Raw genomic sequence first — 24,317 nt, forward strand, 5'->3', positions numbered from 1 at the left:
GTCTAAGCGCCGGTATTTTAAGCGATTAGATTAAACCAAGTATAACTATGGCGGTTTTTGCTTAGTAAAAAGGGTGCCGTAGCACCCTTATAGATTACCGCTACCACAATAAACTTATTTAACCGGACGCATCGCTGGGAACAGGATAACGTCACGGATGGTGTGGCTGTTGGTAAACAACATCACCATACGGTCGATGCCGATGCCCAAACCAGCAGTTGGCGGCAAACCATGTTCCAGCGCGGTGACGTAGTCTTCATCGTAGAACATCGCTTCATCATCGCCAGCTTCTTTAGCACTAACCTGATCAGCAAAACGCTGAGCCTGATCTTCAGCATCATTCAACTCTGAGAAACCGTTACCAATCTCACGGCCACCGATAAAGAACTCAAAGCGGTCAGTGATAAACGGATTATCATCATTACGACGTGCCAGCGGAGAAACCTCTGCTGGATATTCAGTAATGAAAGTAGGCTGAATCAGGTGGCTTTCTGCGGTCTCTTCGAAGATCTCGCATTGAACGCGGCCCAGGCCCCAGCTCTTCTCAACTTTAATGCCTAATGACTCGGCGATAGCCAAAGCTTTGTCCATATCGTCCAAATCTGCCACATTGGTTTCAGGGCGATATTTGCAAATGGCTTCTTTCATGGTCAGTTTGGCAAAAGGCTTACCGAAATCGAATGTCTGCTCACCATACTGCACCACACTGCTACCCAATACGGTTTCAGTCAGAGTGCGGAACAGCTCTTCAGTCAGCACGATCAGATCTTTGTAATCCGCATACGCCATATAGAGTTCCATCATGGTGAACTCTGGGTTATGACGCGGGGAAACTCCCTCATTACGGAAGTTACGGTTGATTTCGAATACACGTTCAAAACCACCAACAACCAGGCGTTTCAGATACAGTTCTGGCGCGATGCGCAAGTACATATCGATATCCAGCGCATTGTGATGAGTCACAAACGGACGCGCTGAAGCACCACCAGGGATCACTTGCATCATAGGGGTTTCGACTTCCATGAAGCCTTTTTCCACCATGAAACTACGAATACCAGACATCACCTGCGAACGAACTTTGAAAGTATGGCGAGATTCATCGTTAGCGATCAGATCCAAATAACGCTGACGGTAACGGGTTTCCTGATCAGCCAAGCCGTGGAATTTATCCGGCAGCGGACGCAGCGCTTTAGTCAACAGGCGCAGTTCGCTACAGTGGATAGACAACTCACCGGTTTTAGTTTTAAACAGCTTGCCACGAGCACCCAGAATATCGCCCAGATCCCACTTTTTGAATTCTTCGTTATAAACGCCTTCCGGCAGATCATCGCGGGAAACGTACAACTGAATACGGCCACCGACATCTTGTAGTGTGACGAATGATGCTTTACCCATAATACGGCGAGTCATCATACGGCCAGCCACGGTGACTTCGATATTCAGCGCTTCTAACTCTTCATTCTCTTTACTGCCGTACTCAGCATGTAGCTGGTCAGAGAGGTGCTCACGACGGAAATCATTAGGGAACGCAATTCCCTTTTCCCGCAGCAAGGCCAGCTTTTCCCGACGAGCTTGTAACTCACTATTGAGTTCTGGTTCTTGCGCTTGCTCAGCGACTTGTGGTTTTTGCTCTGACATCTCAGTTCCTCATAGCCCGGCTTTCAAACTTGCTTCAATGAATTTGTCCAGATCACCATCCAGTACCGCTTGCGTGTTACGTGTTTCCACGCCGGTACGCAAATCTTTGATACGGGAGTCATCCAGTACATAAGAACGGATCTGGCTACCCCAACCGATATCAGACTTATTGTCTTCCAGAACCTGTTTATCAGCATTTTTCTTTTGCATCTCAAACTCATACAGCTTCGCCTTCAACTGTTTCATCGCTTGATCTTTGTTCTTATGCTGAGAACGGTCATTCTGACACTGAGTCACGATATTGGTCGGAAGGTGGGTAATACGTACCGCAGATTCCGTTTTGTTGACGTGCTGACCACCCGCACCGGATGCGCGGTAAACGTCAATACGCAGATCTGCCGGGTTGATTTCGATATCAATATCGTCATCAACTTCTGGATAGACAAAAGCAGAACTGAAAGAGGTATGACGACGGCCACCGGAGTCAAATGGGCTTTTACGAACTAGGCGATGAACGCCAGTTTCAGTACGTAACCAGCCAAAGGCGTAATCGCCGATGATCTTAATGGTGGCAGACTTCAGGCCTGCAACATCACCATCAGATTCTTCGATGATTTCAGTTTTGAAGCCTTTTGATTCAGCCCAGCGCAGGTACATACGCAGCAGCATGCTGGCCCAGTCTTGGGCTTCAGTACCGCCAGAACCCGCTTGTAAATCCAGGTAGCAGTTGGCGCTATCATATTCACCAGAAAACATGCGGCGGAATTCGAGCTGGCCCAGCTTGCCGTCAAGGATCTCTAACTCGGCAATGGCTTCGTTAAAAGTCTCTTCATCGTCAGCTTCAATCGCCAATTCCAGCAAGCCGGAAACGTCTTCCATACCTTGATCCAATTGATCAATGGTCGAGACAATCTCTTCTAGCGCAGAACGTTCTTTACCCAGCGCTTGCGCACGCTCAGGTTCATTCCAGACGTCGGGCTGTTCCAGCTCGGCGTTTACTTCTTCCAGTCGCTCTTTCTTGGCATCATAGTCAAAGATACCCCCTGAGAACGTCTGTCCGATCAGACAGGTCCTGAATTCGGTTTTTTACCGGGTTTATTTCAAACATGGTTTTGAGTCTTACGTTGAGTCGTAGATGACGGAATGTCATTATACCCGTCATACTTCAAGCTGCATGGGTGTTGGCTGTCTTCGTTCACCCGGATCATTGACTGACGTCAACTCATCGGAATTTACTCAGTTGCCGCCTTCCTGCAACTCGAATTATTTAGGGCACAGAATTGGTAATTCTAACGGATCTGTCCGGCGGTTTATAGCTCGTTGACTATATTTCCTGCTTACTTGAAATCACAGTGGCGTTAACGCGACTTATTCACCCGAATCACTGGCCTGAGCCAGCTCATCGGGCTTCATTGGAATGTTGCCTAATAAGGCCACAAATGCTGGACCAACAACTGAACACTACGATTACCACGATATTCATTGATATCGAGTTTGTAAGCCAGCTTAACCTCACGCACACTGCTGTCCGGCCATAAGGTGGTATCGATATTAAACGCAATACCATCGAGTAGCGGACCGCCATTTAGCGGCTCAATCATCAGTTTTAGATGACGCTCCCCCACCAGCCGTTGCTGCAAAATACGGAATTTGCCATCAAATGCCGGTTCTGGGAAAGACTGCCCCCAGGGGCCACCATCACGCAACAACTCCGCCGTTTCCAGCGATAATTCGTTGCCTTTCAGTTCACCATCGGACCAAATAACGCCTTCCAATTGTGAGGCATCCATCCATTCACCGACTAAATCGGCAAAACGCTGACGGAACTCATCGAATTTATCTTGTTCCAATGATAATCCCGCCGCCATTGCATGGCCGCCAAACTTCAGCATCAATCCTGGGTTCAATGTATCCAGTCGCTCAAGAGCATCGCGCATATGTAACCCAGCCACACTGCGCCCCGACCCCTTCAGTAACCCCTCACCCGCTGGGGCAAAAGCAATGACTGGCCGATGAAAACGTTCTTTGATGCGCGAGGCTAAAATCCCTACCACACCCTGATGCCATTCTGGATGGTACATCGCAATGCCGTAGGGCAATGTCGTGCTGGTACGTTCCAGTTGGTCGCACAGTTGCAGCGCCTCAACCTGCATCCCCTGCTCTATCTCTCGGCGCGCCTGATTAAGAGCATCCAAATCGATTGCTAAAGCTCTGGCCTGAGCGATATCGTCAGTGAGAAGAAGTGCAACCCCAATAGACATGTCATCGAGACGACCAGCAGCATTAAGCCGTGGGCCAAGGGAGAAGCCGAGATCATTGGCAGCCAATTGACGGGCATCACGGTTGGCGACTTCCAATAGTGCACGGACCCCTGGACGGCATTTCCCCGCACGAATACGGCTTAATCCCTGATGGACCAGAATCCGATTATTGGCATCCAGTGGCACCACATCCGCAACCGTCCCCAGCGCCACTAAATCCAATAGTTCAGCCAGATTGGGCACGGCTAAAGCTCGTTGCTCAAACCAACCACTCTCTCGCAAACGGGCGCGCAATGCCAACATCAGATAGAAGGTAACACCCACCCCAGCCAGTGATTTGGAGAGAAAATCACAACCAACCAGATTCGGATTAATGATAGCTTCAGCCGCTGGCAAGGTTTCACCCGGCAGATGGTGGTCGGTAACCAGCACCTGAATGCCCAAGGCATGGGCCAAATCCACCCCGGCATGAGAAGAAATACCGTTATCAACCGTGACGATCAATTCCGCACCACGGGCAGCGACCTGTTCAACCACTTCCGGGCTAAGCCCGTAGCCATCGTCAAAGCGATTGGGCACCAGGTAATCAACATTACTGCCACCCATGCTGCGCAAAGCCAGTACTGCCAGTGCAGTGCTGGTGGCACCATCGGCATCAAAATCGCCGACAATCACGATACGCCGTTTGTCAGCCAGTGCTTGCTGTAACAGGGTAACCCCGGCATCAATACCATCGAGTTGCTGCCAGGGCAATAGACCTTTTACGCCTCGTTCCAGTTCTGTCGCAGTTTTAACCCCACGACTGGCATAGAGGCGGCGCAGCAACGGATGCAATTGCGCCGGTAAATGGTTGTCATCCGCCGCCTCACGACGACGAAGTTGAGTTTTGAGTGTCACGGGTGATTAACCCGCCGCTTTTAAGGAAGCCTGATGCTTATTCAGCATTGCCAACATCTCTTTCGGCTCCAGATAACCGGGAACGATAGTGCCGTTTTGCAGCACAATCGCAGGCGTGCCCTGAATACCAAACTGCACGCCGAGCTGGTAATGCTTGCTAATGTCTGTTTTACAGGTAGCCGGTGATATCTCGGTACCTTTCATTGCTTCATCGAACGCTTTATTACGATCAGCCATACACCAGATGGATCGCATATCTTTTTCTGCCTGAGAACTTAAGCCCTGACGTGGGAACGCCAGATAACGCACAGTAATGCCCAGCGCGTTATAGTCTTTCATCTGCTCATGCAACTTATGGCAGTAACCACAGGTGATATCGGTAAACACCGTAACAACATGTTTTTCCTGCGGTGCTTTATACACAATCATTTCACTGCTTAATGCTTCAAGTTTTTTCACCAACATCTGATTGGTCACATTGACTGGCTGGCTACCGCTCACATCATACAGTGGCCCTTGCAACAGATGCTGACCGTCGGCTGAGATATAAAGCACTCCGTTTTCGGTCATCACCGTGCTCAAACCTGGGATCGGCGAAGGCTGGACATCAGCTTGCTGAATATCTAATTTTTTTAGCGTCTGTTGGATAGCGGCATCATCTGCGTTAACCGGGCCGGCGAATGCGGCGATGAACACCGGCAGTAACAATAAACTTTTTCTCATTTATGAATCCTATCTCTTTCCACACAACATCGTTTTTCTACAAAACAATCATGCACGTGGATGATGCTGTTGATGTAGCTGTTTCAAACGTTCCGTAGCTACATGAGTATAAATCTGGGTTGTCGACAAATCGCTGTGGCCCAGTAACATTTGTACCACACGCAGGTCAGCACCGTGATTCAGTAGGTGCGTGGCAAAAGCGTGCCGTAATACATGGGGTGAAAGCCGTTCACTATCAATACCTGCAAGGATCGCATAGTGTTTGATGCGATGCCAGAAAGTCTGTCGGGTCATTTGCTGGCTACGATTGCTGGGGAACAGCACATCTAGTGACTGGCCATTAATCAACCATGGACGCCCATGCTCCATGTAGTTTTCAATCCAGTACACCGCTTCTTCGCCCAATGGCACCAGCCGCTCTTTATTTCCTTTACCAATAACTCGCACCACACCCTGATGCAGGCTGACATCACTGATGGTCAACCCCACCAGCTCCGATACCCGCAAGCCCGTGGCATAAAGCACTTCCAGCATGGCTTTATCGCGCAATTCTAGCGGAATATCAACATTGGGTGAGTTGAGCAGCCTATCAACCTGTGCCTCACTTAAATCTTTAGGTAAGCGTTGCGGCAATTTAGGTGATGAGAGCAGAGCCGTCGGATCATCTTCACGCAGCTTTTCGCGGTATAAATATTGGAACAGACGACGCATCGCACTGAGTAAGCGTGCCGAACTGGTCGCTTTATAGCCGCCTTCAATGCGCTCAGCAAGAAAGGATTGCAAGTCCTGCGAACCTGCACGCAATAAATCACTGCCGTGATGTTCTAACCATCCGGTTAATGCATGTAAATCCAGACGATATGACGCTAGTGTATTCTCAGCCAGGTTTCTTTCCAGCCATAAGGCATCAAGAAACTGTTCAATCAGCGGGTTATTTTGCTGTTGCATTGTTGTTTCTCTCTTTGATTGAACTCAAGCGCCATTATGCCTGATGACGAGACAAATCTGGTACACTCGATGCTATTCCTTATTAGTAATGCTATGGCTATACATCATGAAGATTGGTCTCTTTTACGGCTCCAGCACCTGCTATACCGAAATGGTGGCAGAAAAAATCCGCGATATTCTTGGCGAAGATTTGGTTGATTTGCACAACCTGAAGGATGCCAGCCCCCAGTTAATGGAAGCCTATTCCATCCTGATTTTAGGTATCCCTACCTGGGATTTCGGCGAATTACAGGAAGACTGGGAAGCCATCTGGCCACAGTTAACGCAGCTTAATCTGAAGGGAAAGATTGTCGCCATGTATGGCATGGGCGATCAATTCGGATATAGCGAATGGTTCCTGGATGCTCTTGGTATGCTGCACGATCATATCGCCCCACTGGGAGTGGAGTTTATCGGTTTTTGGCCGACGGAAGGGTTTGAATTTACTAGCCCAAAACCACTCAGCGCCGATGGTAAACACTTTGTTGGTTTAGCATTGGATGAGGTCAATCAATACGATTTGAGCGAAGAGCGCATCGAGCAATGGTGTGATCAAATTCTCTTAGAGATGGACGCGCTGCTGTAGTCAGCCAAACGGGCACCTGATGTGCCCGCTTCTGTATCCCTTGCGTTATATCAATCCCATAAGCGAAACGCGTCGGTACTGCTGCCCTCTACTGCTACCGGTTTATTCACCGTCTTATCGGTATTGGCTTCGGTCGATTTCTGCCCGGTCAATAGCTGTGGGTTAGCCACTTGATACCAGTCTAAATGCCGGGTTAACACCATCACTGCGGCCAGAATAATAAATAGCAACCCTGCGCCGAGTAACAATGCATTGTCTTCCGATTGCAGCAAGCCAAACAAAACCCCGTACAACAGCAATAAACCACCAGCAAACAATCCGCCTCGCCGCCACCCGCCCAGCACCGCACTCAGGTAGATAGCGATCAACAAGCTGCAACTCAAACTGGCGATAGTATAAGCCAGCGTGAAGCCAAGATGTTCAGAGAACGCCAGCAACATTAGGTAGAACAGCACCAGGGCGGCCCCCACCAGCAGATATTGAATTGGATGCACACGCAGTGAGGTTAGACTTTCAAACAGGAAGAAGCTGAAGAAAGTGAGGCCAATAAACAAAATGGCATACTTAATGGCTCGTTCGGTTAACTGGTAGTGATCGACCGGTTCAATCAAGCTGGTGCTAAAAGCGGGTAACTCATTGAAGTCGACATGTGGGTCATCACCCGCAAAGTTGATATTTATGTTGTTGGCCAGCCAGTCAGTGCTCCAATGGGCACGAAAGCCTTTTTCGTCCACCTTGCGCTGCAACGGTAAAAACTCGCCGACAAAATTAGGATGCGGCCAATTGCTTTGTAAGGTTAGCTCACTGCTACGCCCGATAGGGACTACCGACAGACTATTGGTGCCAGTCAGCGTCAGTGTAAAGCTAATATCAAATTTTTTCTGTTGAATTTGCGCTAATGAAAGCTCTGCATGAACACCTTGCGCAGTCCGCCCCAGGAAAGCACCGGGTTCGAAGTTAATTTTTTGGCTGCCCACCGTGAGTGGCGAAATTTGCTGTATACCCCGCGAATCGCTCAGCGCCACCACCAGTGACGGTCTGCCGATAGTGACGCCGTCATGTATCAAGTCGTCCAATGCCGTAGCGTCAAATTGCGCGTTGAAATTAAGCGCCCCCTGATAAACTTGCGCTTTATAAATACCCAATCGCCGCACATCAACATCCGGCGCACCGCTAACGGTCATGACCTCCGGCAGTATGTAGCGACTGCGATTAACCCACTCTCTCTTTTTTTTGCCATCAACTTCGCTTTCTACCCATTCGCTATAAGGCACCACAATTAGTGGACCAAGGATCTTCTGCGATCGGCTGGTGCTATCACTGACTTTATCGATAACACTTTGCCGATAACCACTGCGTTCAGAGATAACGTTCAGTAACATCTCTTTCGGGATCATCATCAATAGAATTAAGCCCAGCAATGTGGCTATTTTCCAAAACAGTACGGACTTGAACATGACTTGCGCTCCTTTTAAGGTCAGGAGAGCAGCTTAAGTCAGTGAAGTGAAAGCAGAATGAGGCTATGTGAAGTGAAGGTGAAGTCAGCCAATCATGTGGCATCCAGCGGCAACGTTAAATAGGCACTCACCCCTTGTGGCAAGCGGTTCTCCAGCGAAATCCACCCGCGATGAATAGCGGCCACCTCGCGCACAAAATTCAGCCCCAAGCCAGTACTTTTCGGGCTATCGGCCCTTGGTAATGAATAAAAACGGTCGAAAATTCTCTCTTGAGCGTAATCGGGAATACCGCTGCCATTATCTTCAACCGTTATCAGATACTCCCCCTCATGCCGATCGCCACTGAGTATCACGGCCCCGCCCAAAGGCGTGAAATCCAGTGCATTATCAATCAGATTGGTCAGCGCCTGACTGAGTAATAACCCATCCCCGGTTAATATTGCGCTATCGGCGCTTTTTAGTTGCAGGCAAATACCGCGGCTGACAGCCTGTGCCTCTTTCGCACTGAAGGTTTGTTTAAGTATGTGACTGATATCCAATGGTGAAAACTGTAAGTCAACCCGGCTCTCGAGCCGTGCCTGCACCAACATTTTATCTACTAGTTGCCGGATGCGTGCACTTTGCTGCTCAATATTAACAATAAACCGCTGGGCGGTGGCTGGCGGGGGCGACTCACGTAGCAGTTCAGCTGCACCGGTAATGGCGGCTAATGGGCTTTTCAGCTCATGAGTCATGGTGTGAACATATTGTTCGATGTAGGCTTTGCCATCCAATTTAAGACGCATACTTTCCAGTGCGCGGGCCAAATCATTCAACTCGCTACTGCCGATCGCTGGCAGCGCCACAACCTGCCCCTCGGCCACCCGCTCAGCGTAATCTACCAATTTGCCGATAGCGCGGTTTATCCACCATACGAAGCCCAAGCCAATCAGCAGAGCAATACCGAGCAAGACACCACCAGCCAACAAGATCTTACGCTCACTGCGTTTGATAACGGGCGCCATGGAAATATTGGGTTTACCCACACTGAGCACCCCAATGATTTTGTTTTCAGCAATGACCGGTGCCGCCACATACATTACCGAACTTTGTTCATCTGCGGGATTGGTACGGGTGCTGCGTGCGCCATATTCACCGCGTAGCGTCAGCCAAACATCATTCCAGCGCGAATAATCTTGCCCTACCGCTTTACCCGATGAATCAAAAATCACCCGTCCGTCGGTATCCGTCAGATAAACGCGATATTCGTTACGATCCTTGCGAATACCTTCAATATTGGCACCTATTGGCCGCAAATTTAGCGAAGCAAACGCTTGTGCCAATTGACCACTGGCAACGTTATCCAGCAGCATATCTTGCCGGGCAAACTGTGCCAGTAGTGTGGCGGTATCCACTAATGTGCCTTCGGTGGCGCGCCGGACGCCAGGTTTCACCTCTTGTACGAAAATACGAATAACAAAATAACCGGCAATGGCCACTATCAGAAAGTAACCTAGCAGTAAGCGCACGCCGATTTTCATCGCTGACTCTTCATCATCGGTAACTCAGACTATAGCCCAACCCACGATGAGTGCGGATTGGTGACTCCTCATCGTAAGCCATACGCAATTTTGAGCGCAGGGTTTTAATGTGGGTATCGACAGTACGGTCCTGACTCTCTTCTGCCTGCGCCCAAACAATATCCATCAGTTGCTGACGTGAAAATATGCGCTCGGGGGCCAGTAATAAGGTTTTCAGTAACAGATATTCATAGCGGGTGAGCCAGAGAGGCTGCTGATGATAGGTCACCCGCGCGCCGGCCTCATCCAGGGTGAAATCACCGAATTGATGCACCATAGCAGAGGCGGCCAGAATTTGTGATTTTTGTAAGCGCCGCAATACCGTGCGCACGCGGGCACTCACTTCACGGGGTGAGAAGGGCTTAGCAATATAATCATCGGCACCAATCTCCAGCCCGACAATGCGATCCAGTTCTTCACTACGGGCGGTAAGAAATACCACCGGCAGCGCGGGTTCGCGCGCCAATAGACGGCGGCACAGGTCAAAACCATTGATATCAGGTAAGCCAACATCCACTATCGCTAAAGCGGGCCGGCCATCCGCCAGTGCTGCCAGCGCCGGTTCCCCCCGGTCAAACCACCGGAGGGTAAAACCTTCGCTTTCTAAGGTATAAATCAGCGTATCAGCGATACTTGGTTCATCCTCTACCAGCCAGATTAAGGGTTTCATTGATTCATCCCCTCATCTGAGCCAAATGAATGCCGCAATAGCTGACATAATTGCCGCCACTCATCTTCTGACATACTGTCGGCGGCCAGCCACAACCGCTTACGGGCTGAACGGCTGCTCGACTGCTGTAGATTTAATAACACGCCATAACGGGTAATCCATGGCTGTTTGGCCACGATCCATTCGAGCCTTTTCCATAGTACCAAATTGCCGGGTTTCAACCGGATCTCGCCTTGACAGGACGTAATATTTTTCTGGCTGCGGATACACTCAAACACTACCAGCGTCAGCAATACCAACCACAATGCGGTATACCCTTGAGGCCAAGGCGCAACCAAGGTAAGTATCACTAAAACACCATGAGACAATAAAGAGAAGAGTTGAGTGTGCCAGGATACCCGCAAATCACATCGCCACTGGGCCACGGGCTTTATTTCGTGTTTGAATCAGTTTGACCATCTGACGCAGCTCGCTATCCTGCGGCTCCCCGTGATTCATCAGCCAGTTGAATAAGTCTGGGTCATCGCACTCAAGTAAGCGAATAAATGCCTGCTTCTCGTTATTACTCAAGCCATCATACTCATGTTCAAAAAACGGCATGATAGAGATATCAAGTTCACGCATACCACGACGGCACGCCCAGTGAATACGGGCCTTATTATCGATTTCCATGTCCTGATTGACTCCTCAGTGAAGGATATTATCCGAACCCGGCCGCCAATAAGCGCCTGATTCGGTGCGTTGCTAGAGTAACAATTTGATACATCCAACGGGAAGATTATCACCGTTGAATTGTCATTTTAAGATGCTAAATGCTCAGCAAATGCTGTTTTTTTCAAACACCTTTAACATGCTGTTGCAGAATCTGCGGTCATTGTACCTCAGATGTCGGTTAATTTAGATATTGGATAATAATGACCAATCCGTGGAATAACTGCTTGCAAAGCTACTCCGCTATTTTACCATTGGGACATAAGCTCACGGCACCGCCTTGGCAGGTGCTATTCATTGGCAGATACTTTTCATTTGCAGGTAAGCATGGCACATAACACTCCGTTCTCTGCACAACCACCGGTCGCCTCTTCCGGGCTGCCATTAACACTCATCTCGCTCGATGACTGGGCGCTCATTACCTTAACTGGCGCTGACCGAGTGAAATATCTGCAAGGGCAAGTTACTGCGGATATCGATGCTCTGTCCACCGACCAGCATATCCTGTGCGCCCATTGTGATGCTAAAGGGAAAATGTGGAGCAACCTGCGGCTATTTTATCGTGGCGAGGGGTTGGCATTTATTGAGCGCCGCAGCCTGCTGGATAACCAGTTAAGCGAACTCAAGAAATATGCCGTGTTCTCTAAAGTGGCTATTGCTGCACAGCCTGACGCCGTTCTGTTAGGCATTGCAGGGGCAGAGGCGAAAACTGCGCTGGCTGAGGTTTTTGCCGAATTACCGAGTGCCGAGCATCCGGTGACCCAGCAAGGTAATAACACACTGTTGCATTTCTCACTCCCCGCCGAGCGTTTTTTGCTGGTAACTGATGCCGCGCAAGCCCAGCAACTAGTAGAAACACTGGCCGACCGCGCGCAGTTTAACAACAGTAAACAGTGGCTGGCGCTGGATATTGAAGCAGGCTTGCCAATTATTGATACTGACAGCAGCGCGCAGTTTATTCCTCAAGCCACCAATATTCAGGCGTTGAATGGCATTAGCTTCAGTAAAGGTTGTTACACCGGGCAGGAGATGGTGGCCAGAGCCAAATACCGCGGAGCCAACAAACGCGCGCTGTACTGGTTAGCGGGTGCTGCCAGCCGTGTACCGGCAGCCGGTGAAGATTTAGAGTGGCAATTAGGTGAGAACTGGCGTCGTACCGGTTCCGTGTTAGCCGCAATTCAACTCAGTGATGGCACTGTGTGGGTGCAGGCGGTGTTGAACAACGATCTGGCGGCAGACAGTGTGCTACGAGTGCGCGATGATGTTGGCAGTGTGCTGACTATTCAGCCGTTGCCCTACTCACTGAGTGATGAGAAGTAGTCTTACTCGAACCAGAGGCCGGTTATCCGGCCTCAATTTATGCATGTGGCTACAGCATCAAACGTACAAATAGATCGCCATAAAGTGGCAGACACTGCCACCCAACACAAAACCATGCCAGATAGCATGACCGAAACGGATACGCTTAGAGGCGTAGAAAACCACCCCTAAAGTGTAAAGCAAGCCGCCAATAGTCAGTAATGCCAACCCGCCAATTTCAAGTTTCACCGCCAGCTGATAAATCACAATCAGTGATAACCAGCCCATCGTTAGGTAAGTCACGAGCGACAACACCTCAAATCGATGAGCAAAAGCCAGCTTAAATATCACACCGAACAGCGCCAGCCCCCAAATGACCGCCATTAACCCTCTGGCCAGTGGCGAATCCAATCCCACCAGCAGAAAGGGGGTATAAGTGCCGGCAATCAAAATATAAATGGCACAGTGGTCAAACTTCTGTAGCCAGAGCTTCGCCTTACGGTGTGGCACGGCGTGATACAGTGTTGATGCCAGAAAAAGCAAAATAATACTGCCGCCATACAAGCTATAGCTGGTTAGCGCTTTGGTATCAGCACCACTGTCTACTGCCTGCACCAAAAGCAACACCAGCCCGATAATTCCAAACACCACACCAATACCATGGCTAATGCTATTAGCTATCTCTTCTGCCCATGGATAGGCTGGGGTCGTTGTGGCCGGTGACAATATCGAGGGGGCCGCAGAAGTAGGTGGTGTAACTGTAGCAGAGGGTGTAACTGATTTATTATTCAATACTTATTATCCTGAATATTAGCTGTTGTATACCCAAAGACATTGGCGTTGCAGTCAAGCTGCAAGGTAATCAATCCCGATGAGCGGCACGGTAGGTAGCCAATTGCGCAAATATACTGCACTCAGGTTAACTGAGAATGATTCCAGTGTACACGTGTAAGCTTAAATATTCTGTCAATACATGTAACTCGCCATGTCTATCGCCAGATGAAGCAAAAAGAACAGAGTAATTGCAGATAATCAGGTAACGTATTACCGGTCTACCTTTATCTGATTTGAGGGTTGTTTGTTATGTCATTAACACTGCCAGTTCTGGATTTTGGCCCCCTGACCGAGACTGTCCAGTTTCTGATGGAAGTTGATAAGCTAAAAGATATACAGCGCCGCACCAAAGTGATTGCCAGCTTACGGCAGGAAAACTCCGCTGAGCACAGTTGGCATTTTGCGGTGGCGGCAATGAGTCTGGCCCCCTATGCAGGCCCGGATGTTGATATCAACCGCGTAATTCAAATGGCACTGCTGCACGATATTGTTGAAATCGATGCCGGTGATGTCATCGTTTATGATTTGGCCGCCAGAGCCGCCATTCATGAACAAGAAGTGGCCGCGGCTAAACGGTTATTCGGTATGCTCCCTCCCGCTTTAAACGCGCAATTTACCGCGCTGTGGGACGAATATGAAGCAGAAGAAACCGCCGATGCGTGCTTTGCGACCGTGCTGGACCGCATTTTGCCAATGCTGATTAACCTGCATACCGAAGGGCAAAGCTGGATAGAAAATGGTATCCGTTTGCAACAAGTGCTGGATCGCAACCAACGAGTCGCTGAGCGCTATCCTCAGATCTGGCAATATTTACTGCCCCAGTTACAGGCTGCGCAGCAAAAGGGCTGGCTGAAATAATCATGTTGAAGTACATGCGGTTAGGCCAGCTATGTCAATCGACTGGCAAACCGCATCTGTTTTATTTTCCGCCCGCCAGGTCCAATACACTGCCGGTGACATAAGAGGCACAGTCTGACAGCAACCAAACAATCGCCTCAGCAACTTCATGTGGGTGACCACCCCGTTTCATGGGTAACAAGCTTTGGATCCGGTCAACCCGCCCGGGTTCACCACCACTGGCATGGATATCGGTATAGATAACACCTGGCCGTACCCCGTTAACCCTAATCCCCTCAGCCGCCACCTCCAGCGACAAACCGATGGTCAGTGTATCAATAGCCCCTTTGGAGGCCGCATAATCCAAATATTCCCCCGGCGCACCAAGGCGGGACGCGGCAGAAGAAACATTAACAATTGCCCCACCATGGCCACCATGGCGCATAGCCATGCGTTTAACCGCCTCGCGACTGCATAAGAAATACCCTGTCACATTGGTCGTTAGCACTCGGTTAATACGTTCGGCGGTCAAGCCTTCAATACTGGTTTGTGGGAACAGAATACCGGCATTATTCACTAATGCACTGATTGGCCCCAGTTGCGCCTCAAGTTGTTCAAACAGCGCCACAACCTGTGATTCATCAGCAATATCCGCCTGTAACGCAATCGCCAACCCTCCCGCAGCCGCTATCTCCGCCACCACCTGCCGCGCGGCCTGCTGGTCATTGATATAATTGACCGCCACCCGATAACCATGTTTTGCCAACAGCAATGCGGTCGCACGACCAATTCCCCGGCTGCCGCCCGTCACTAATGCAACTTTCTTATTCATATCCCGGTTCCCTATGCTGCGATAAAGAGTTGCCAAACTAGCATGCCAATACTGGCGAGATAATCAACATAGCAAAAGGGCCGCATACGCGACCCTCAGATTCATGCACAACTTATCTCTATTTTAAATTACTCATAATCAGCAATTGGGACACATGAGCAGAACAGATTACGGTCGCCGTACACATCATCCAAACGTTTCACCGCTGGCCAGTATTTGTTCTCCATCACACCTGCAACCGGGAACACAGCCAGCTCACGGCTGTAAGGGTGCTGCCAGTCCCCCACCAGCTCCGCCTGAGTATGAGGCGCATTCACCAGCGGGTTGTCTTCCAGCGGCCATTCGCCTTGGGCCACTTTGTCAATCTCGCTACGAATCGCTAACATCGCATCGATAAAGCGGTCCAGTTCCACTTTGCTTTCTGATTCTGTCGGCTCCACCATCAGTGTTCCGGCAACCGGGAACGACATGGTCGGCGCGTGAAAACCGAAATCGATCAGGCGTTTAGCGATATCCATTTCACTGATACCGGTCGCCTCTTTTAGCGGACGAATATCCAGAATACACTCATGTGCCACACGGCCATCGTGACCGGTATACAACACCGGATAGGCGGCTTTCAGGCGGGTAGCGATGTAGTTGGCATTCAAAATAGCCACCTGACTGGCTTGCTTCAAGCCATCAGCGCCCATCATGCGAATATACATCCAACTGATAGGTAAAATTGATGCACTACCAAATGGCGCGGCTGAAACGGCACCTTGCTGAGTGGTCATACCGTCGATTTGCACCACACTGTGACCGGGCACAAAAGGTGCCAAATGGGCTTTGACGCCAATTGGCCCCATGCCTGGTCCGCCACCGCCATGTGGGATACAGAAAGTTTTGTGCAAGTTAAGATGCGATACATCAGCCCCGATATAACCCGGCGTAGTGATGCCAACCTGCGCATTCATGTTCGCGCCATCCAGATAAACTTGCCCGCCAAACTGATGAACGATTTGGCAAACTTCACGGATGGTTTCTTCATACACGCCGTGGGTTGACGGGTAGGTCACCATAATGCAAGACAACTCATCACCCGCGTCTTCTGCCTTTTGGCGCAAGTCATGTAAATCGATATTGCCTTGCTTATCACAGGCTACCACCACCACCGACATACCGGCCATTTGTGCTGACGCGGGGTTAGTGCCGTGGGCTGAGCTTGGTATTAAGCAGATATGGCGACTCGCCTGATTGCCACTTTCGTGGTAACGGCGGATAGCCAGCAAACCGGCATACTCTCCCTGCGCACCTGAGTTTGGTTGCATACACACTGCGTCATAACCCGTCAGTTGCACCAACCATTGTGACAGTTGACCAATCATCTGCTGATAACCGGCCGCTTGCTCCGGCGGGCAGAATGGGTGTAACTCAGCGAATTCCGGCCAGGTAATCGGGATCATCTCGGCGGCAGCGTTCAACTTCATGGTACAAGAACCCAACGGGATCATCGCCTGATTCAGTGCCAAATCTTTGCGCTCTAAACGATGCATATAACGCATCATTTCGGTTTCGCTGTGGTAACGATTGAATACCGGATGGGTCAGAATCGGCTCTTGGCGCAGCATCGTAGCCTGTATCGACTGGCTGCTCTGGCTGACTTTTGCGTCAAGCTGGTCAATATCCAGGCCGTGGCTATCACCGGCTAACAGGGCAAAAAGGGCCTGAATATCTTCGCGGGAGGTGGTTTCATCCAGCGTGATACCCACAGCGCCATGAATGTCAGTACGCAGGTTAATACCAAAACTCAATGCACGAGCCAATACCGTAGCTTTGTCTTTGACTTCAACTGTCAGGGTATCGAACCAGTGCTGGAAACGGAGACTCAGGCCTACTTGTTGCAAACCCGCAGCCAGGATATCGGTCATCCGGTGAATACGGCCAGCGATACGCTGCAAGCCCTGCGGGCCATGATAAACCGCATACAGGCTGGCAATATTGGCCAGTAGCACCTGTGAGGTACAGATGTTGGAGTTAGCTTTCTCGCGGCGAATATGTTGCTCACGGGTCTGCATCGCCATACGCAACGCAGTATTACCGGCAGCGTCGCGTGATACCCCAATAATGCGGCCCGGCATCGAGCGTTTAAATTCGTCACGGCAGGCAAAGAATGCAGCATGTGGGCCGCCATACCCCATCGGCACACCAAAGCGCTGAGCGGAGCCAAATACCACATCGGCACCTTGTGTCCCCGGCGCAGTCAACAGCACCAGCGCCATAATATCGGCAGCCACGCTGGTAATGATTTTACGTTTTTTCAGTTCAGACAGCAGCGCGCTGTAGTCATGCAGTTCACCAGTGGTGCCTACTTGTTGCAGCAACACACCAAAAACACCATCCAGCTCCAGCACTTTTTCAGCGCGGTCGACAATCACTTCAAAACCAAAAGTTTCAGCGCGAGTTCGCACCACATCCAGCGTTTGTGGATGAACATCATCAGCCACAAAGAAGCGATTAGCGTCCTTCAGCTTACTGGCTCGCTTGGCTAATGCCATCGATTCTGCCGCAGCAGTAGCCTCATCCAGCAAAGAGGCAGAAGCCAGATCCAACCCCGTCAGGTCTTGTGTCAATTGCTGGAAATTCAACAGCGCTTCAAGGCGGCCCTGAGAAACTTCGGGCTGATAAGGTGTGTAAGCGGTGTACCAGCCTGGGTTCTCCAGCATATTACGCAGGATAACCGGCGGGGTCAGTACCGGGCTGTAGCCCATGCCGATGTAGGATTTATAGCGCTGATTCTGGCTGGCAATCCCTTTAAGTTCCGCCAGCGCCTGGTGTTCAGTGGCGGCATCACCCACTTGTGGTGGGCTTGGCAATTGGATATCTGCCGGAACAATCTGCTGGATCAATGTACTTAACGAGTTGGCACCAATGGCGGCCAACATCTGTTGCTGTTGTTCAGCAGAGGAGCCGATATGGCGCTGAATAAAAGCATCGTTATGTTCAAGCTGGCTGAGATTCTGAGTCATTTGCTACACATTCCTGAATAGGGCATGGGACGGGAGATATTTGAGATTAACCGCGCCTTGGAGAGGTTTTAGAGATACTCACAAAGCCGAACTAAGGGGAAACACGTCGTTCGGGTCGTAGTGGCGTAAGCCACCGGAACGCCCGTAGACGTGGTCAACCCTTAGCTCATTGCACTTCACTCACCTCAGGCTTTTTTTCATTTATTCTTCAATGGTCGCCAAATACGCCTCGGCATCTAACAAACCTGCCAGCTCACCTTCATCAGAGGCTTTGATGCTGAACAGCCAACCATCGGTATAAGGTGCGCTGTTGACCAGTTCTGGTGAGCTTTCCAGCTCAGTATTAACCGCAACAATTTCGCCGCTGATCGGGGCATAAATGTCGGAAGCCGCTTTAACTGATTCAGCAACAGCACAATCACTACCAGCTGAAACTTCACTGCCCACTTCAGGCAAATCAACAAACACCATGTCGCCCAGTAGCTCTTGCGCATGCTCAGTGATACCGATGCTATAGATGCCATCGCCATCGGCACGAACCCACTCATGAGATGACGCATATTTTAACTCTGCTGGTACATTGCTCATTGCTGCTCCTTAAAAAGAGATAGAGCCAAAAGTTTAGGCTCTTATAATTCGGAAGACTTACAGCGCGACCGGCTTACCCGCCCGCACAAAACCGGGTTTTGTGACCCGCACTGGCATTTCACGGTTGCGGATTTGAACCACCGCACTCTCACCAATTCCCGCAGGCACACGGGCCAGCGCAATGCTGAAACCCAATGTAGGCGAGAATGAACCACTGGTTATCACACCGACATGTGAGTTACCCAGCGCATCAGAAAAATGCACGGGCAACTCATTACGTAATACGCCTTTTTCGGTCATGATCAAGCCGACCAGTTGCTCAGTTCCGTCCGCACGTTGCTTTTCCAGTGCTTCGCGGCCGATAAACTGACGGTCTTCTGGCAACCAGGCTACCGTCCAGCCCATATTGGCGGCTAACGGAGAAACACCTTCATCCATTTCCTGACCGTAAAGGTTCATACCCGCTTCCAGACGCAAAGTATCACGCGCACCAAGACCCGCAGGCTTCACCCCAGCGGCGAGCAATTGCTGCCAAAATTCAACAACTTGCTCTTTTGGCAGTGCGATTTCATACCCTGATTCACCGGTATAACCGGTAGTCGCGATAAAGAAATCACCCGTTTGAATACCAAAGAATGGTTTCATGCCCGCGATCGCCTGCTGCTGCTCAGGAGTCAGTAAAGTAGCCACTTTCTGTTGAGCCGTTGGGCCTTGTACCGCCACCAGGGCAAGATCGTCACGCACCGTCACTTCAACCTGGTAAGGTTCAGCATGCTGGATTATCCAGGCCAGATCTTTGTCACGGGTAGCGGAGTTAACCACTAAGCGGAAATAGTCTTCTTGCAGGAAATAGACAATCAAGTCATCGATAACACCGCCGGACGCATTCAGCATCCCGGTGTAAAGGGCTTTGCCCGGTTGGGTTAGTTTGGCAACGTCGTTGGCTAACAGGTAACGCAGGAACTCACGGGTACGGGCACCGTGCAGATCAACGATAGTCATATGAGAGACATCGAACATACCGGCATCTTGACGCACGATATGGTGCTCGTCGATTTGGGAACCATAATGCAATGGCATCATCCAGCCATGAAAATCTACCATGCGCGCACCGCACGCTACGTGCTGATCATACAGCGGGGTCTGCTTAGCCATCTACTCTCCCTCAATATACCCTTCGCACTTGAAGCCGTAGGGGCGTTGGCTACGTTCATTCACCCGAATCACTTACTGGTGTAAGCTCATCGGGAATTCATTCGCTTGCCGCCTACCTACAACTCCAATTGCTTTGGCTATAACATGTCATGAGTGTTTTATACCGGCTTCACCCCCCTAATAAACAGGCATGAATACCGTTACGCAAACGATACCTTTTGCCCAACGTTATCACCGAACTCATCAGGTAACCATAAGCTAAAATAGGCAATAGCACGCCCTAAGAGGACAAAAGGCAGGGGTATTGTGCAGAGTTTTCCACTGAAAAAATGCGCACAGAGGCACATTATTAACAATTAATCAGTAAAAATTGCGATGTTATATAACCAAATAACCAAAACCCTGTCAGTTTCAACTTTTCAGGCTTTGGTTATCAGTGAGAAAAACTAATGCGAAAATAGGGCTGAAATTAGATTATTTCAACTGAGGGAGGTTTAGTGACTCACAAGACTACTCATCTAGCCAATCGGGTAAATCATGTAATCCCATGGCCTGCCGCACTAACGGTGGTTTTATCCCCGGCAAGTTATCAGCCAGCGTTAAGCCAATATCACGCAGGAGCTTTTTGGCAGGGTTACTGCCCGCAAACAGGGAGCGGAAACCCTGCATACTGGCAAGCATCACCGCAGCACTGTGCTTGCGGCGACGTTCATAACGCCGCAGATAGAGATGCTGACCGATATCTTTGCCTTGGCGCTGTAAACGGCGCAGCTCAGAGACTAACTCAGCGGCATCCATAAAGCCCAGATTGACGCCCTGCCCGGCCAACGGATGCACAGTATGGGCAGCATCCCCCACCAGCGCCAACCGGTGTGCCGCGAAGCTACGTGCATAGCGCCCCATCAGCGGGAAGGTCTGGCGCTCACTCTCAAGCCGGCATTGCCCCAAACGCATATCAAACGCCATGCCCAGTTCGCGGTTGAATTGCTCGGCAGGTAGCGCAGCTAACTCGGCAGCACGCTCAGGAGGAAGTGACCAGACTATCGAACTCAAGTGTGGGGAGCTAAACGGCAGGAAAGCCAGAATACCATCACCATGAAATACCTGACGCGCCGTTGCCTGATGTGCTTCTTCCGTGCGGATGGTCGCTACCAGCGCATGGTGGGCATAGTCCCAAAAAGTCAGCGGGATATCCGCATGCTGGCGCAACCATGAGTTAGCGCCATCGGCCCCAACCACCAGCCGCGCACTGAGCATACGGTCATCAGTTAGCGTGATAAAAGCTTCGCTTTCACCCCATGCCACCTGTTTGAGGCTGGCCGGTGCCAACAGCGTAACCTCAGCTAATTGGCTGGCACGCTGCCATAGCGCCTGCTGAATCACTCGGTTCTCAATGATATGACCGAGATGGCTGAAGCCATATTCATCAGCATGAAACGCTATTTTGCCAAAACTGTCTTGGTCCCACACTTCCATGCCGCCATAGGGGCTGGCCCGTAGCGCCAAAATGCTGTCCCATACCCCTATTTTTTTCAATAAGCGCTCACTGGCAGCATTGATCGCCGAGACACGTAGCGCCAACTCATCAGTCAGCGGTGCAGTGAGAGGTTCTGGTGCGGGCTGATGCTCCAGAATAGCGATGCGCAAGCCACTGCCCTGTAAGCCACAGGCCAGCGCCAGACCGACCATTCCGCCACCGGCGATTACCACGTCATATGATTGCATGCCAATATATTCCCATTAAATACTAACGCTCTACCCATCCCAATGTCTGCCGGGCGAAAGTATCACGTATTGCAGGCATCAGCTCCATTGACATCAGAGCAAGGTTACGCCCAACCACCAGTGGCCCATAGCGATTGGCAAACAGACGAATTAAACCATCAGTGACACCAATAGTCGCCTGTTGATCCCCTTGTCGCCGCTGCTGATATTGGCTGAGAACCGCATACTCACCGGGGTCGCCCTCCGCCTGCGCGATAGTTTCAGCCAGCGACATCACATCACGCAGCCCTAGATTGAAACCCTGCCCGGCAATGGGATGCAGTGTTTGCGCCGCATTACCCACTAACGCCAGACGGTGACTGATATGGCGCGAAGCCGTCAATAATTGCAGCGGGTAGCTGTAGCGCTTACCCGCATGGAGAATTTTACCCAACCGCCAACCAAAAGCTTGCTGCAATTGCGCCACAAAACGGGCGTCATCCCAACTATCGACCTGCTGCTTTTCGTGTTTAGCGTGACACCAGACCAGCGAGCTACGCCCTTCAGACATCGGTAATAATGCCAGCGGCCCATTGCGGGTAAAACGCTCAAAAGCCCGACCTGCCGGTAGTTCGGAAGTCGTAATATTGGCAATCACGGCGATCTGTTGATAGTCCTGCTGCTGCCACTGAATATTACAAGCCCGCGCCAGTGCCGAATGAGATCCGTCGGCTGCCACTAGCAGCTTTGCACTCAGTTGTTGGCCGTTATCCAGCGTCACACCGGCTGATGCAACAGTACGAACCACATCTACCACTTTAGCCGGGCAATGCAGCGTCACTCCCGGCGCTTTCTGCAATAAGGCAAACAGCCTTTTACCGGCATCATGTAGCTCAATAACATTACCCAGTGCCGCAACACCATAATCAGCGGCGCGTAAGTTAACAAAACCCGAATGACCGCTATCACTAACATGAACATGTTCAATGGCGGTGGCACAATCAACCAGATGCGCCCAGATACCAATGCGCTCCAGTTGTTGGCAGGTGCCTTGTGCCAAGGCAATCGCTCTGGCATCAAAACCCGGATGCTGCCTGCTATCAGGAAGTTGTGCTTCAACCAAAGCAACCGGTACCCGCCCTTTGGTGAGGGATGAAATAGCCAGCGCCAGAGTTGCTCCGGCCATACCACCACCAACAATGATTACGCTCATCAGTTATCTCGCTGCCGCCATCAGGACTTCAATGGCATCGGGATCTTTCACCACACCGGCGGTCAGATTTTCATTGCCGTCAGCAGTAATCACGATGTCATCTTCGATACGAATACCAATACCACGGTATTCTGGCGGTACATCAGCATCTGGGGCGATATAGAGACCCGGCTCAATGGTCAGCACCATTCCCGGTTCCAAAATGCGGCCACGGTCACTATTGGTATAATCACCGACATCATGCACATCCAATCCTAACCAGTGGCTTAAACCATGCATAAAGAAGGGGCGATGCGCTTTTTCAGCGATCAATTGCTCGATATCACCTTTTAGAATGCCCAAACCAACCAGACCCGTAATCATAATGCGCGCCACCTCCTCGGTGACTTCGCGGATACTGGTACCCGGGCGGAACAATTCTATTGATTTATTAATCGAGGCCAGAACGATGTCATAAATCTCACGTTGTGCTGGCGTGAATTTGCCGTTAACCGGGAAGGTGCGGGTGATATCACCGGCATAGCCACGGTATTCACAACCTGCATCAATCAGCACTAACTCACCATCCTGCAATTCACTCTCATTTTCGGTGTAATGCAAAATGCAGCCATTCTCACCACCGCCAACGATAGTGTTATATGCCGGGTAACGCGCGCCATGGCGGGTGAACTCATGCAGAATCTCCCCTTCCAACTGATACTCAAACATACCTGGGCGACATTTTTCCATCGCGCGAGTATGGGCTAGCGCACTGATTTCACCGGCGCGGCGCATCACAGTAATTTCTTCAACTGACTTAAACAGGCGCATTTCATGCAACCATGGACGCCAGTCAGTTAGCGTGGCCGGTGCACGTAAATTTTTACGAAAACCGTTACGTAATCTTTCCAGCGCGGCAAAAACAATTTTATCTGCATAAGCATATTGCCCCTGCGCGTGATAAATCACATCAAGGCGATTGAGCAACAAATAGAGCTGTTCGTCGATTTCATCGAAGGATAATGCGCGGTCAACACCTAACTTGAGGGGGGCCGCATCTTGCCCTAAACGGCGGCCAAACCAGATCTCGGCGGTTAAGTCCCGCACCCGGTTAAACAACACGCTGTGGTTATGGGTCTCATCGCTTTTTACCAGAATCAACACCGCCTCCGGTTCATTGAACCCCGTCAGGTAGCTAAAATCGCTATTCTGACGATAAGGGTATTCGGAATCCGCACTGCGCGTAGCCTCCGGTGCGGCGAAAAACAGTGCTGCACTGCCCGGGGCCATCTTCGCCAACAGCGCCTGACGGCGGTTCTGGTATTCTTGCTGAGTCATCACACCCTCCTGGAACATCCGATTTAATCGACTTAATTCAA

General features: G+C 50.6%; 21 protein-coding genes. 3 read left to right on the forward strand and 18 right to left on the reverse strand.

Features of this window, described 5'->3' with window-relative positions:
• Window positions 1-114 precede the first annotated feature (114 nt).
• The 5 genes from lysS to xerD form a co-directional block, all read right to left on the reverse strand.
• The gene (gene lysS, locus Q2T72_RS17745) at window positions 115-1,638 is read right to left on the reverse strand and encodes a lysine--tRNA ligase (RefSeq protein WP_083162773.1); all 1,524 of its coding nucleotides are present in this window, start codon (window positions 1,636-1,638) and stop codon (window positions 115-117) included.
• A 9-nt stretch (window positions 1,639-1,647) separates the two neighbouring features.
• Window positions 1,648-2,746, reverse strand: a protein-coding gene (gene prfB, locus Q2T72_RS17750; RefSeq protein ID WP_102970535.1) for a peptide chain release factor 2 whose coding sequence is annotated in 2 segments (ribosomal slippage) — window positions 1,648-2,670 and window positions 2,672-2,746 — 1,098 coding nt in all. Because the reading frame shifts where the segments join, the coding sequence is not laid out codon by codon here.
• Between the two features lie 316 nt (window positions 2,747-3,062).
• Window positions 3,063-4,796, reverse strand: a complete 1,734-nt coding sequence (recJ, locus tag Q2T72_RS17755) for a single-stranded-DNA-specific exonuclease RecJ (protein WP_372569585.1) — start codon at window positions 4,794-4,796, stop codon at window positions 3,063-3,065.
• Between the two features lie 6 nt (window positions 4,797-4,802).
• Window positions 4,803-5,519: a bifunctional protein-disulfide isomerase/oxidoreductase DsbC gene (gene dsbC, locus Q2T72_RS17760; protein WP_083162767.1), complete on the reverse strand. Its 717-nt coding sequence runs from the start codon at window positions 5,517-5,519 to the stop codon at window positions 4,803-4,805.
• A gap of 48 nt (window positions 5,520-5,567) precedes the next feature.
• Window positions 5,568-6,467 (reverse strand): site-specific tyrosine recombinase XerD, encoded by a 900-nt coding sequence (gene xerD, locus Q2T72_RS17765; RefSeq protein ID WP_372569586.1) that lies wholly within the window; start codon window positions 6,465-6,467, stop codon window positions 5,568-5,570.
• 106 nt (window positions 6,468-6,573) lie between these two features.
• On the opposite strand from xerD, the gene fldB reads away from it, so the two are divergent.
• Window positions 6,574-7,092, forward strand: coding sequence for a flavodoxin FldB (gene fldB / locus Q2T72_RS17770; protein ID WP_083162765.1), 519 nt, complete (start codon window positions 6,574-6,576; stop codon window positions 7,090-7,092).
• A 50-nt stretch (window positions 7,093-7,142) separates the two neighbouring features.
• On the opposite strand, the gene creD is transcribed toward fldB, so the two are convergent.
• From creD to sdhE, 5 genes are all read right to left on the reverse strand, one after another.
• Window positions 7,143-8,549 (reverse strand): cell envelope integrity protein CreD, encoded by a 1,407-nt coding sequence (gene creD / locus Q2T72_RS17775; RefSeq protein ID WP_372569587.1) that lies wholly within the window; start codon window positions 8,547-8,549, stop codon window positions 7,143-7,145.
• Between the two features lie 92 nt (window positions 8,550-8,641).
• On the reverse strand, window positions 8,642-10,069 hold the full coding sequence (gene creC / locus Q2T72_RS17780) for a two-component system sensor histidine kinase CreC (protein ID WP_372569588.1): 1,428 nt from the start codon (window positions 10,067-10,069) through the stop codon (window positions 8,642-8,644).
• Window positions 10,070-10,082: 13 nt separating this feature from the next.
• Window positions 10,083-10,778, reverse strand: coding sequence for a two-component system response regulator CreB (gene creB / locus Q2T72_RS17785; RefSeq protein WP_083162759.1), 696 nt, complete (start codon window positions 10,776-10,778; stop codon window positions 10,083-10,085).
• Window positions 10,775-11,203 carry a protein YgfX gene (locus Q2T72_RS17790; RefSeq protein ID WP_083162757.1) on the reverse strand — a complete coding sequence of 143 codons (429 nt, stop codon included), beginning with the start codon at window positions 11,201-11,203 and terminating at the stop codon, window positions 10,775-10,777. The genes creB and Q2T72_RS17790 overlap by 4 nt, the downstream gene beginning before the upstream one ends.
• A complete protein-coding gene (gene sdhE, locus Q2T72_RS17795; RefSeq protein ID WP_083162755.1) occupies window positions 11,184-11,450 on the reverse strand; it encodes an FAD assembly factor SdhE in 267 nt (88 codons plus the stop codon). The genes Q2T72_RS17790 and sdhE overlap by 20 nt, the downstream gene beginning before the upstream one ends.
• Window positions 11,451-11,816: 366 nt before the next feature.
• On the opposite strand from sdhE, the gene ygfZ reads away from it, so the two are divergent.
• Window positions 11,817-12,809, forward strand: a complete 993-nt coding sequence (gene ygfZ / locus Q2T72_RS17800) for a tRNA-modifying protein YgfZ (RefSeq protein ID WP_083164102.1) — start codon at window positions 11,817-11,819, stop codon at window positions 12,807-12,809.
• A 57-nt stretch (window positions 12,810-12,866) separates the two neighbouring features.
• Here ygfZ and Q2T72_RS17805 read toward each other — a convergent pair whose 3' ends face one another.
• Window positions 12,867-13,580 carry a hemolysin III family protein gene (locus Q2T72_RS17805; RefSeq protein ID WP_372569589.1) on the reverse strand — a complete coding sequence of 238 codons (714 nt, stop codon included), beginning with the start codon at window positions 13,578-13,580 and terminating at the stop codon, window positions 12,867-12,869.
• A gap of 291 nt (window positions 13,581-13,871) precedes the next feature.
• Between Q2T72_RS17805 and Q2T72_RS17810 the strand changes: the two genes are divergently transcribed.
• Entirely contained in the window at window positions 13,872-14,480 is a 609-nt protein-coding gene (locus Q2T72_RS17810) for an HD family hydrolase (RefSeq protein ID WP_083162753.1), read from the forward strand.
• Window positions 14,481-14,541: 61 nt separating this feature from the next.
• Here the strand turns inward: Q2T72_RS17810 and Q2T72_RS17815 are convergent, their stop codons facing one another.
• From Q2T72_RS17815 to pepP, 7 genes are all read right to left on the reverse strand, one after another.
• The gene (locus tag Q2T72_RS17815) at window positions 14,542-15,291 is read right to left on the reverse strand and encodes an SDR family oxidoreductase (protein WP_083162751.1); all 750 of its coding nucleotides are present in this window, start codon (window positions 15,289-15,291) and stop codon (window positions 14,542-14,544) included.
• A 128-nt stretch (window positions 15,292-15,419) separates the two neighbouring features.
• Entirely contained in the window at window positions 15,420-18,299 is a 2,880-nt protein-coding gene (gcvP, locus tag Q2T72_RS17820; protein WP_372569590.1) for an aminomethyl-transferring glycine dehydrogenase, read from the reverse strand.
• A gap of 201 nt (window positions 18,300-18,500) precedes the next feature.
• Window positions 18,501-18,887, reverse strand: coding sequence for a glycine cleavage system protein GcvH (gcvH, locus tag Q2T72_RS17825; protein ID WP_005193111.1), 387 nt, complete (start codon window positions 18,885-18,887; stop codon window positions 18,501-18,503).
• Window positions 18,888-18,944: 57 nt separating this feature from the next.
• A complete protein-coding gene (gcvT, locus tag Q2T72_RS17830) occupies window positions 18,945-20,042 on the reverse strand; it encodes a glycine cleavage system aminomethyltransferase GcvT (protein ID WP_083162747.1) in 1,098 nt (365 codons plus the stop codon).
• Window positions 20,043-20,552: 510 nt separating this feature from the next.
• Window positions 20,553-21,767: an FAD-dependent 2-octaprenylphenol hydroxylase gene (gene ubiI / locus Q2T72_RS17835; protein WP_372569591.1), complete on the reverse strand. Its 1,215-nt coding sequence runs from the start codon at window positions 21,765-21,767 to the stop codon at window positions 20,553-20,555.
• A 22-nt stretch (window positions 21,768-21,789) separates the two neighbouring features.
• The gene (gene ubiH, locus Q2T72_RS17840) at window positions 21,790-22,959 is read right to left on the reverse strand and encodes a 2-octaprenyl-6-methoxyphenyl hydroxylase (RefSeq protein ID WP_083162743.1); all 1,170 of its coding nucleotides are present in this window, start codon (window positions 22,957-22,959) and stop codon (window positions 21,790-21,792) included.
• A gap of 3 nt (window positions 22,960-22,962) precedes the next feature.
• Window positions 22,963-24,276 carry a Xaa-Pro aminopeptidase gene (gene pepP / locus Q2T72_RS17845; RefSeq protein WP_372569592.1) on the reverse strand — a complete coding sequence of 438 codons (1,314 nt, stop codon included), beginning with the start codon at window positions 24,274-24,276 and terminating at the stop codon, window positions 22,963-22,965.
• Window positions 24,277-24,317: the final 41 nt, after the last annotated feature.

It is taken from the genome of Yersinia sp. 2466 StPb PI (genome assembly GCF_041538325.1).
Lineage (GTDB): Bacteria > Pseudomonadota > Gammaproteobacteria > Enterobacterales > Enterobacteriaceae > Yersinia > Yersinia enterocolitica_E.

Excerpts from the sequence above, each read along its gene's own strand:
- lysS (WP_083162773.1), bottom strand. The coding sequence starts at position 1,638 with ATGTCAGAGCAAAAACCACAAGTCGCTGAGCAAGCGCAAGAACCAGAA.
- dsbC (WP_083162767.1), bottom strand. The coding sequence starts at position 5,519 with ATGAGAAAAAGTTTATTGTTACTGCCGGTGTTCATCGCCGCATTCGCC.
- xerD (WP_372569586.1), bottom strand. The coding sequence starts at position 6,467 with ATGCAACAGCAAAATAACCCGCTGATTGAACAGTTTCTTGATGCCTTA.
- fldB (WP_083162765.1), top strand. The coding sequence starts at position 6,574 with ATGAAGATTGGTCTCTTTTACGGCTCCAGCACCTGCTATACCGAAATG.
- creD (WP_372569587.1), bottom strand. The coding sequence starts at position 8,549 with ATGTTCAAGTCCGTACTGTTTTGGAAAATAGCCACATTGCTGGGCTTA.
- creC (WP_372569588.1), bottom strand. The coding sequence starts at position 10,069 with ATGAAAATCGGCGTGCGCTTACTGCTAGGTTACTTTCTGATAGTGGCC.
- creB (WP_083162759.1), bottom strand. The coding sequence starts at position 10,778 with ATGAAACCCTTAATCTGGCTGGTAGAGGATGAACCAAGTATCGCTGAT.
- sdhE (WP_083162755.1), bottom strand. The coding sequence starts at position 11,450 with ATGGAAATCGATAATAAGGCCCGTATTCACTGGGCGTGCCGTCGTGGT.
- ygfZ (WP_083164102.1), top strand. The coding sequence starts at position 11,817 with ATGGCACATAACACTCCGTTCTCTGCACAACCACCGGTCGCCTCTTCC.
- Q2T72_RS17810 (WP_083162753.1), top strand. The coding sequence starts at position 13,872 with ATGTCATTAACACTGCCAGTTCTGGATTTTGGCCCCCTGACCGAGACT.
- Q2T72_RS17815 (WP_083162751.1), bottom strand. The coding sequence starts at position 15,291 with ATGAATAAGAAAGTTGCATTAGTGACGGGCGGCAGCCGGGGAATTGGT.
- gcvP (WP_372569590.1), bottom strand. The coding sequence starts at position 18,299 with ATGACTCAGAATCTCAGCCAGCTTGAACATAACGATGCTTTTATTCAG.
- gcvH (WP_005193111.1), bottom strand. The coding sequence starts at position 18,887 with ATGAGCAATGTACCAGCAGAGTTAAAATATGCGTCATCTCATGAGTGG.
- gcvT (WP_083162747.1), bottom strand. The coding sequence starts at position 20,042 with ATGGCTAAGCAGACCCCGCTGTATGATCAGCACGTAGCGTGCGGTGCG.
- ubiI (WP_372569591.1), bottom strand. The coding sequence starts at position 21,767 with ATGCAATCATATGACGTGGTAATCGCCGGTGGCGGAATGGTCGGTCTG.
- ubiH (WP_083162743.1), bottom strand. The coding sequence starts at position 22,959 with ATGAGCGTAATCATTGTTGGTGGTGGTATGGCCGGAGCAACTCTGGCG.
- pepP (WP_372569592.1), bottom strand. The coding sequence starts at position 24,276 with ATGACTCAGCAAGAATACCAGAACCGCCGTCAGGCGCTGTTGGCGAAG.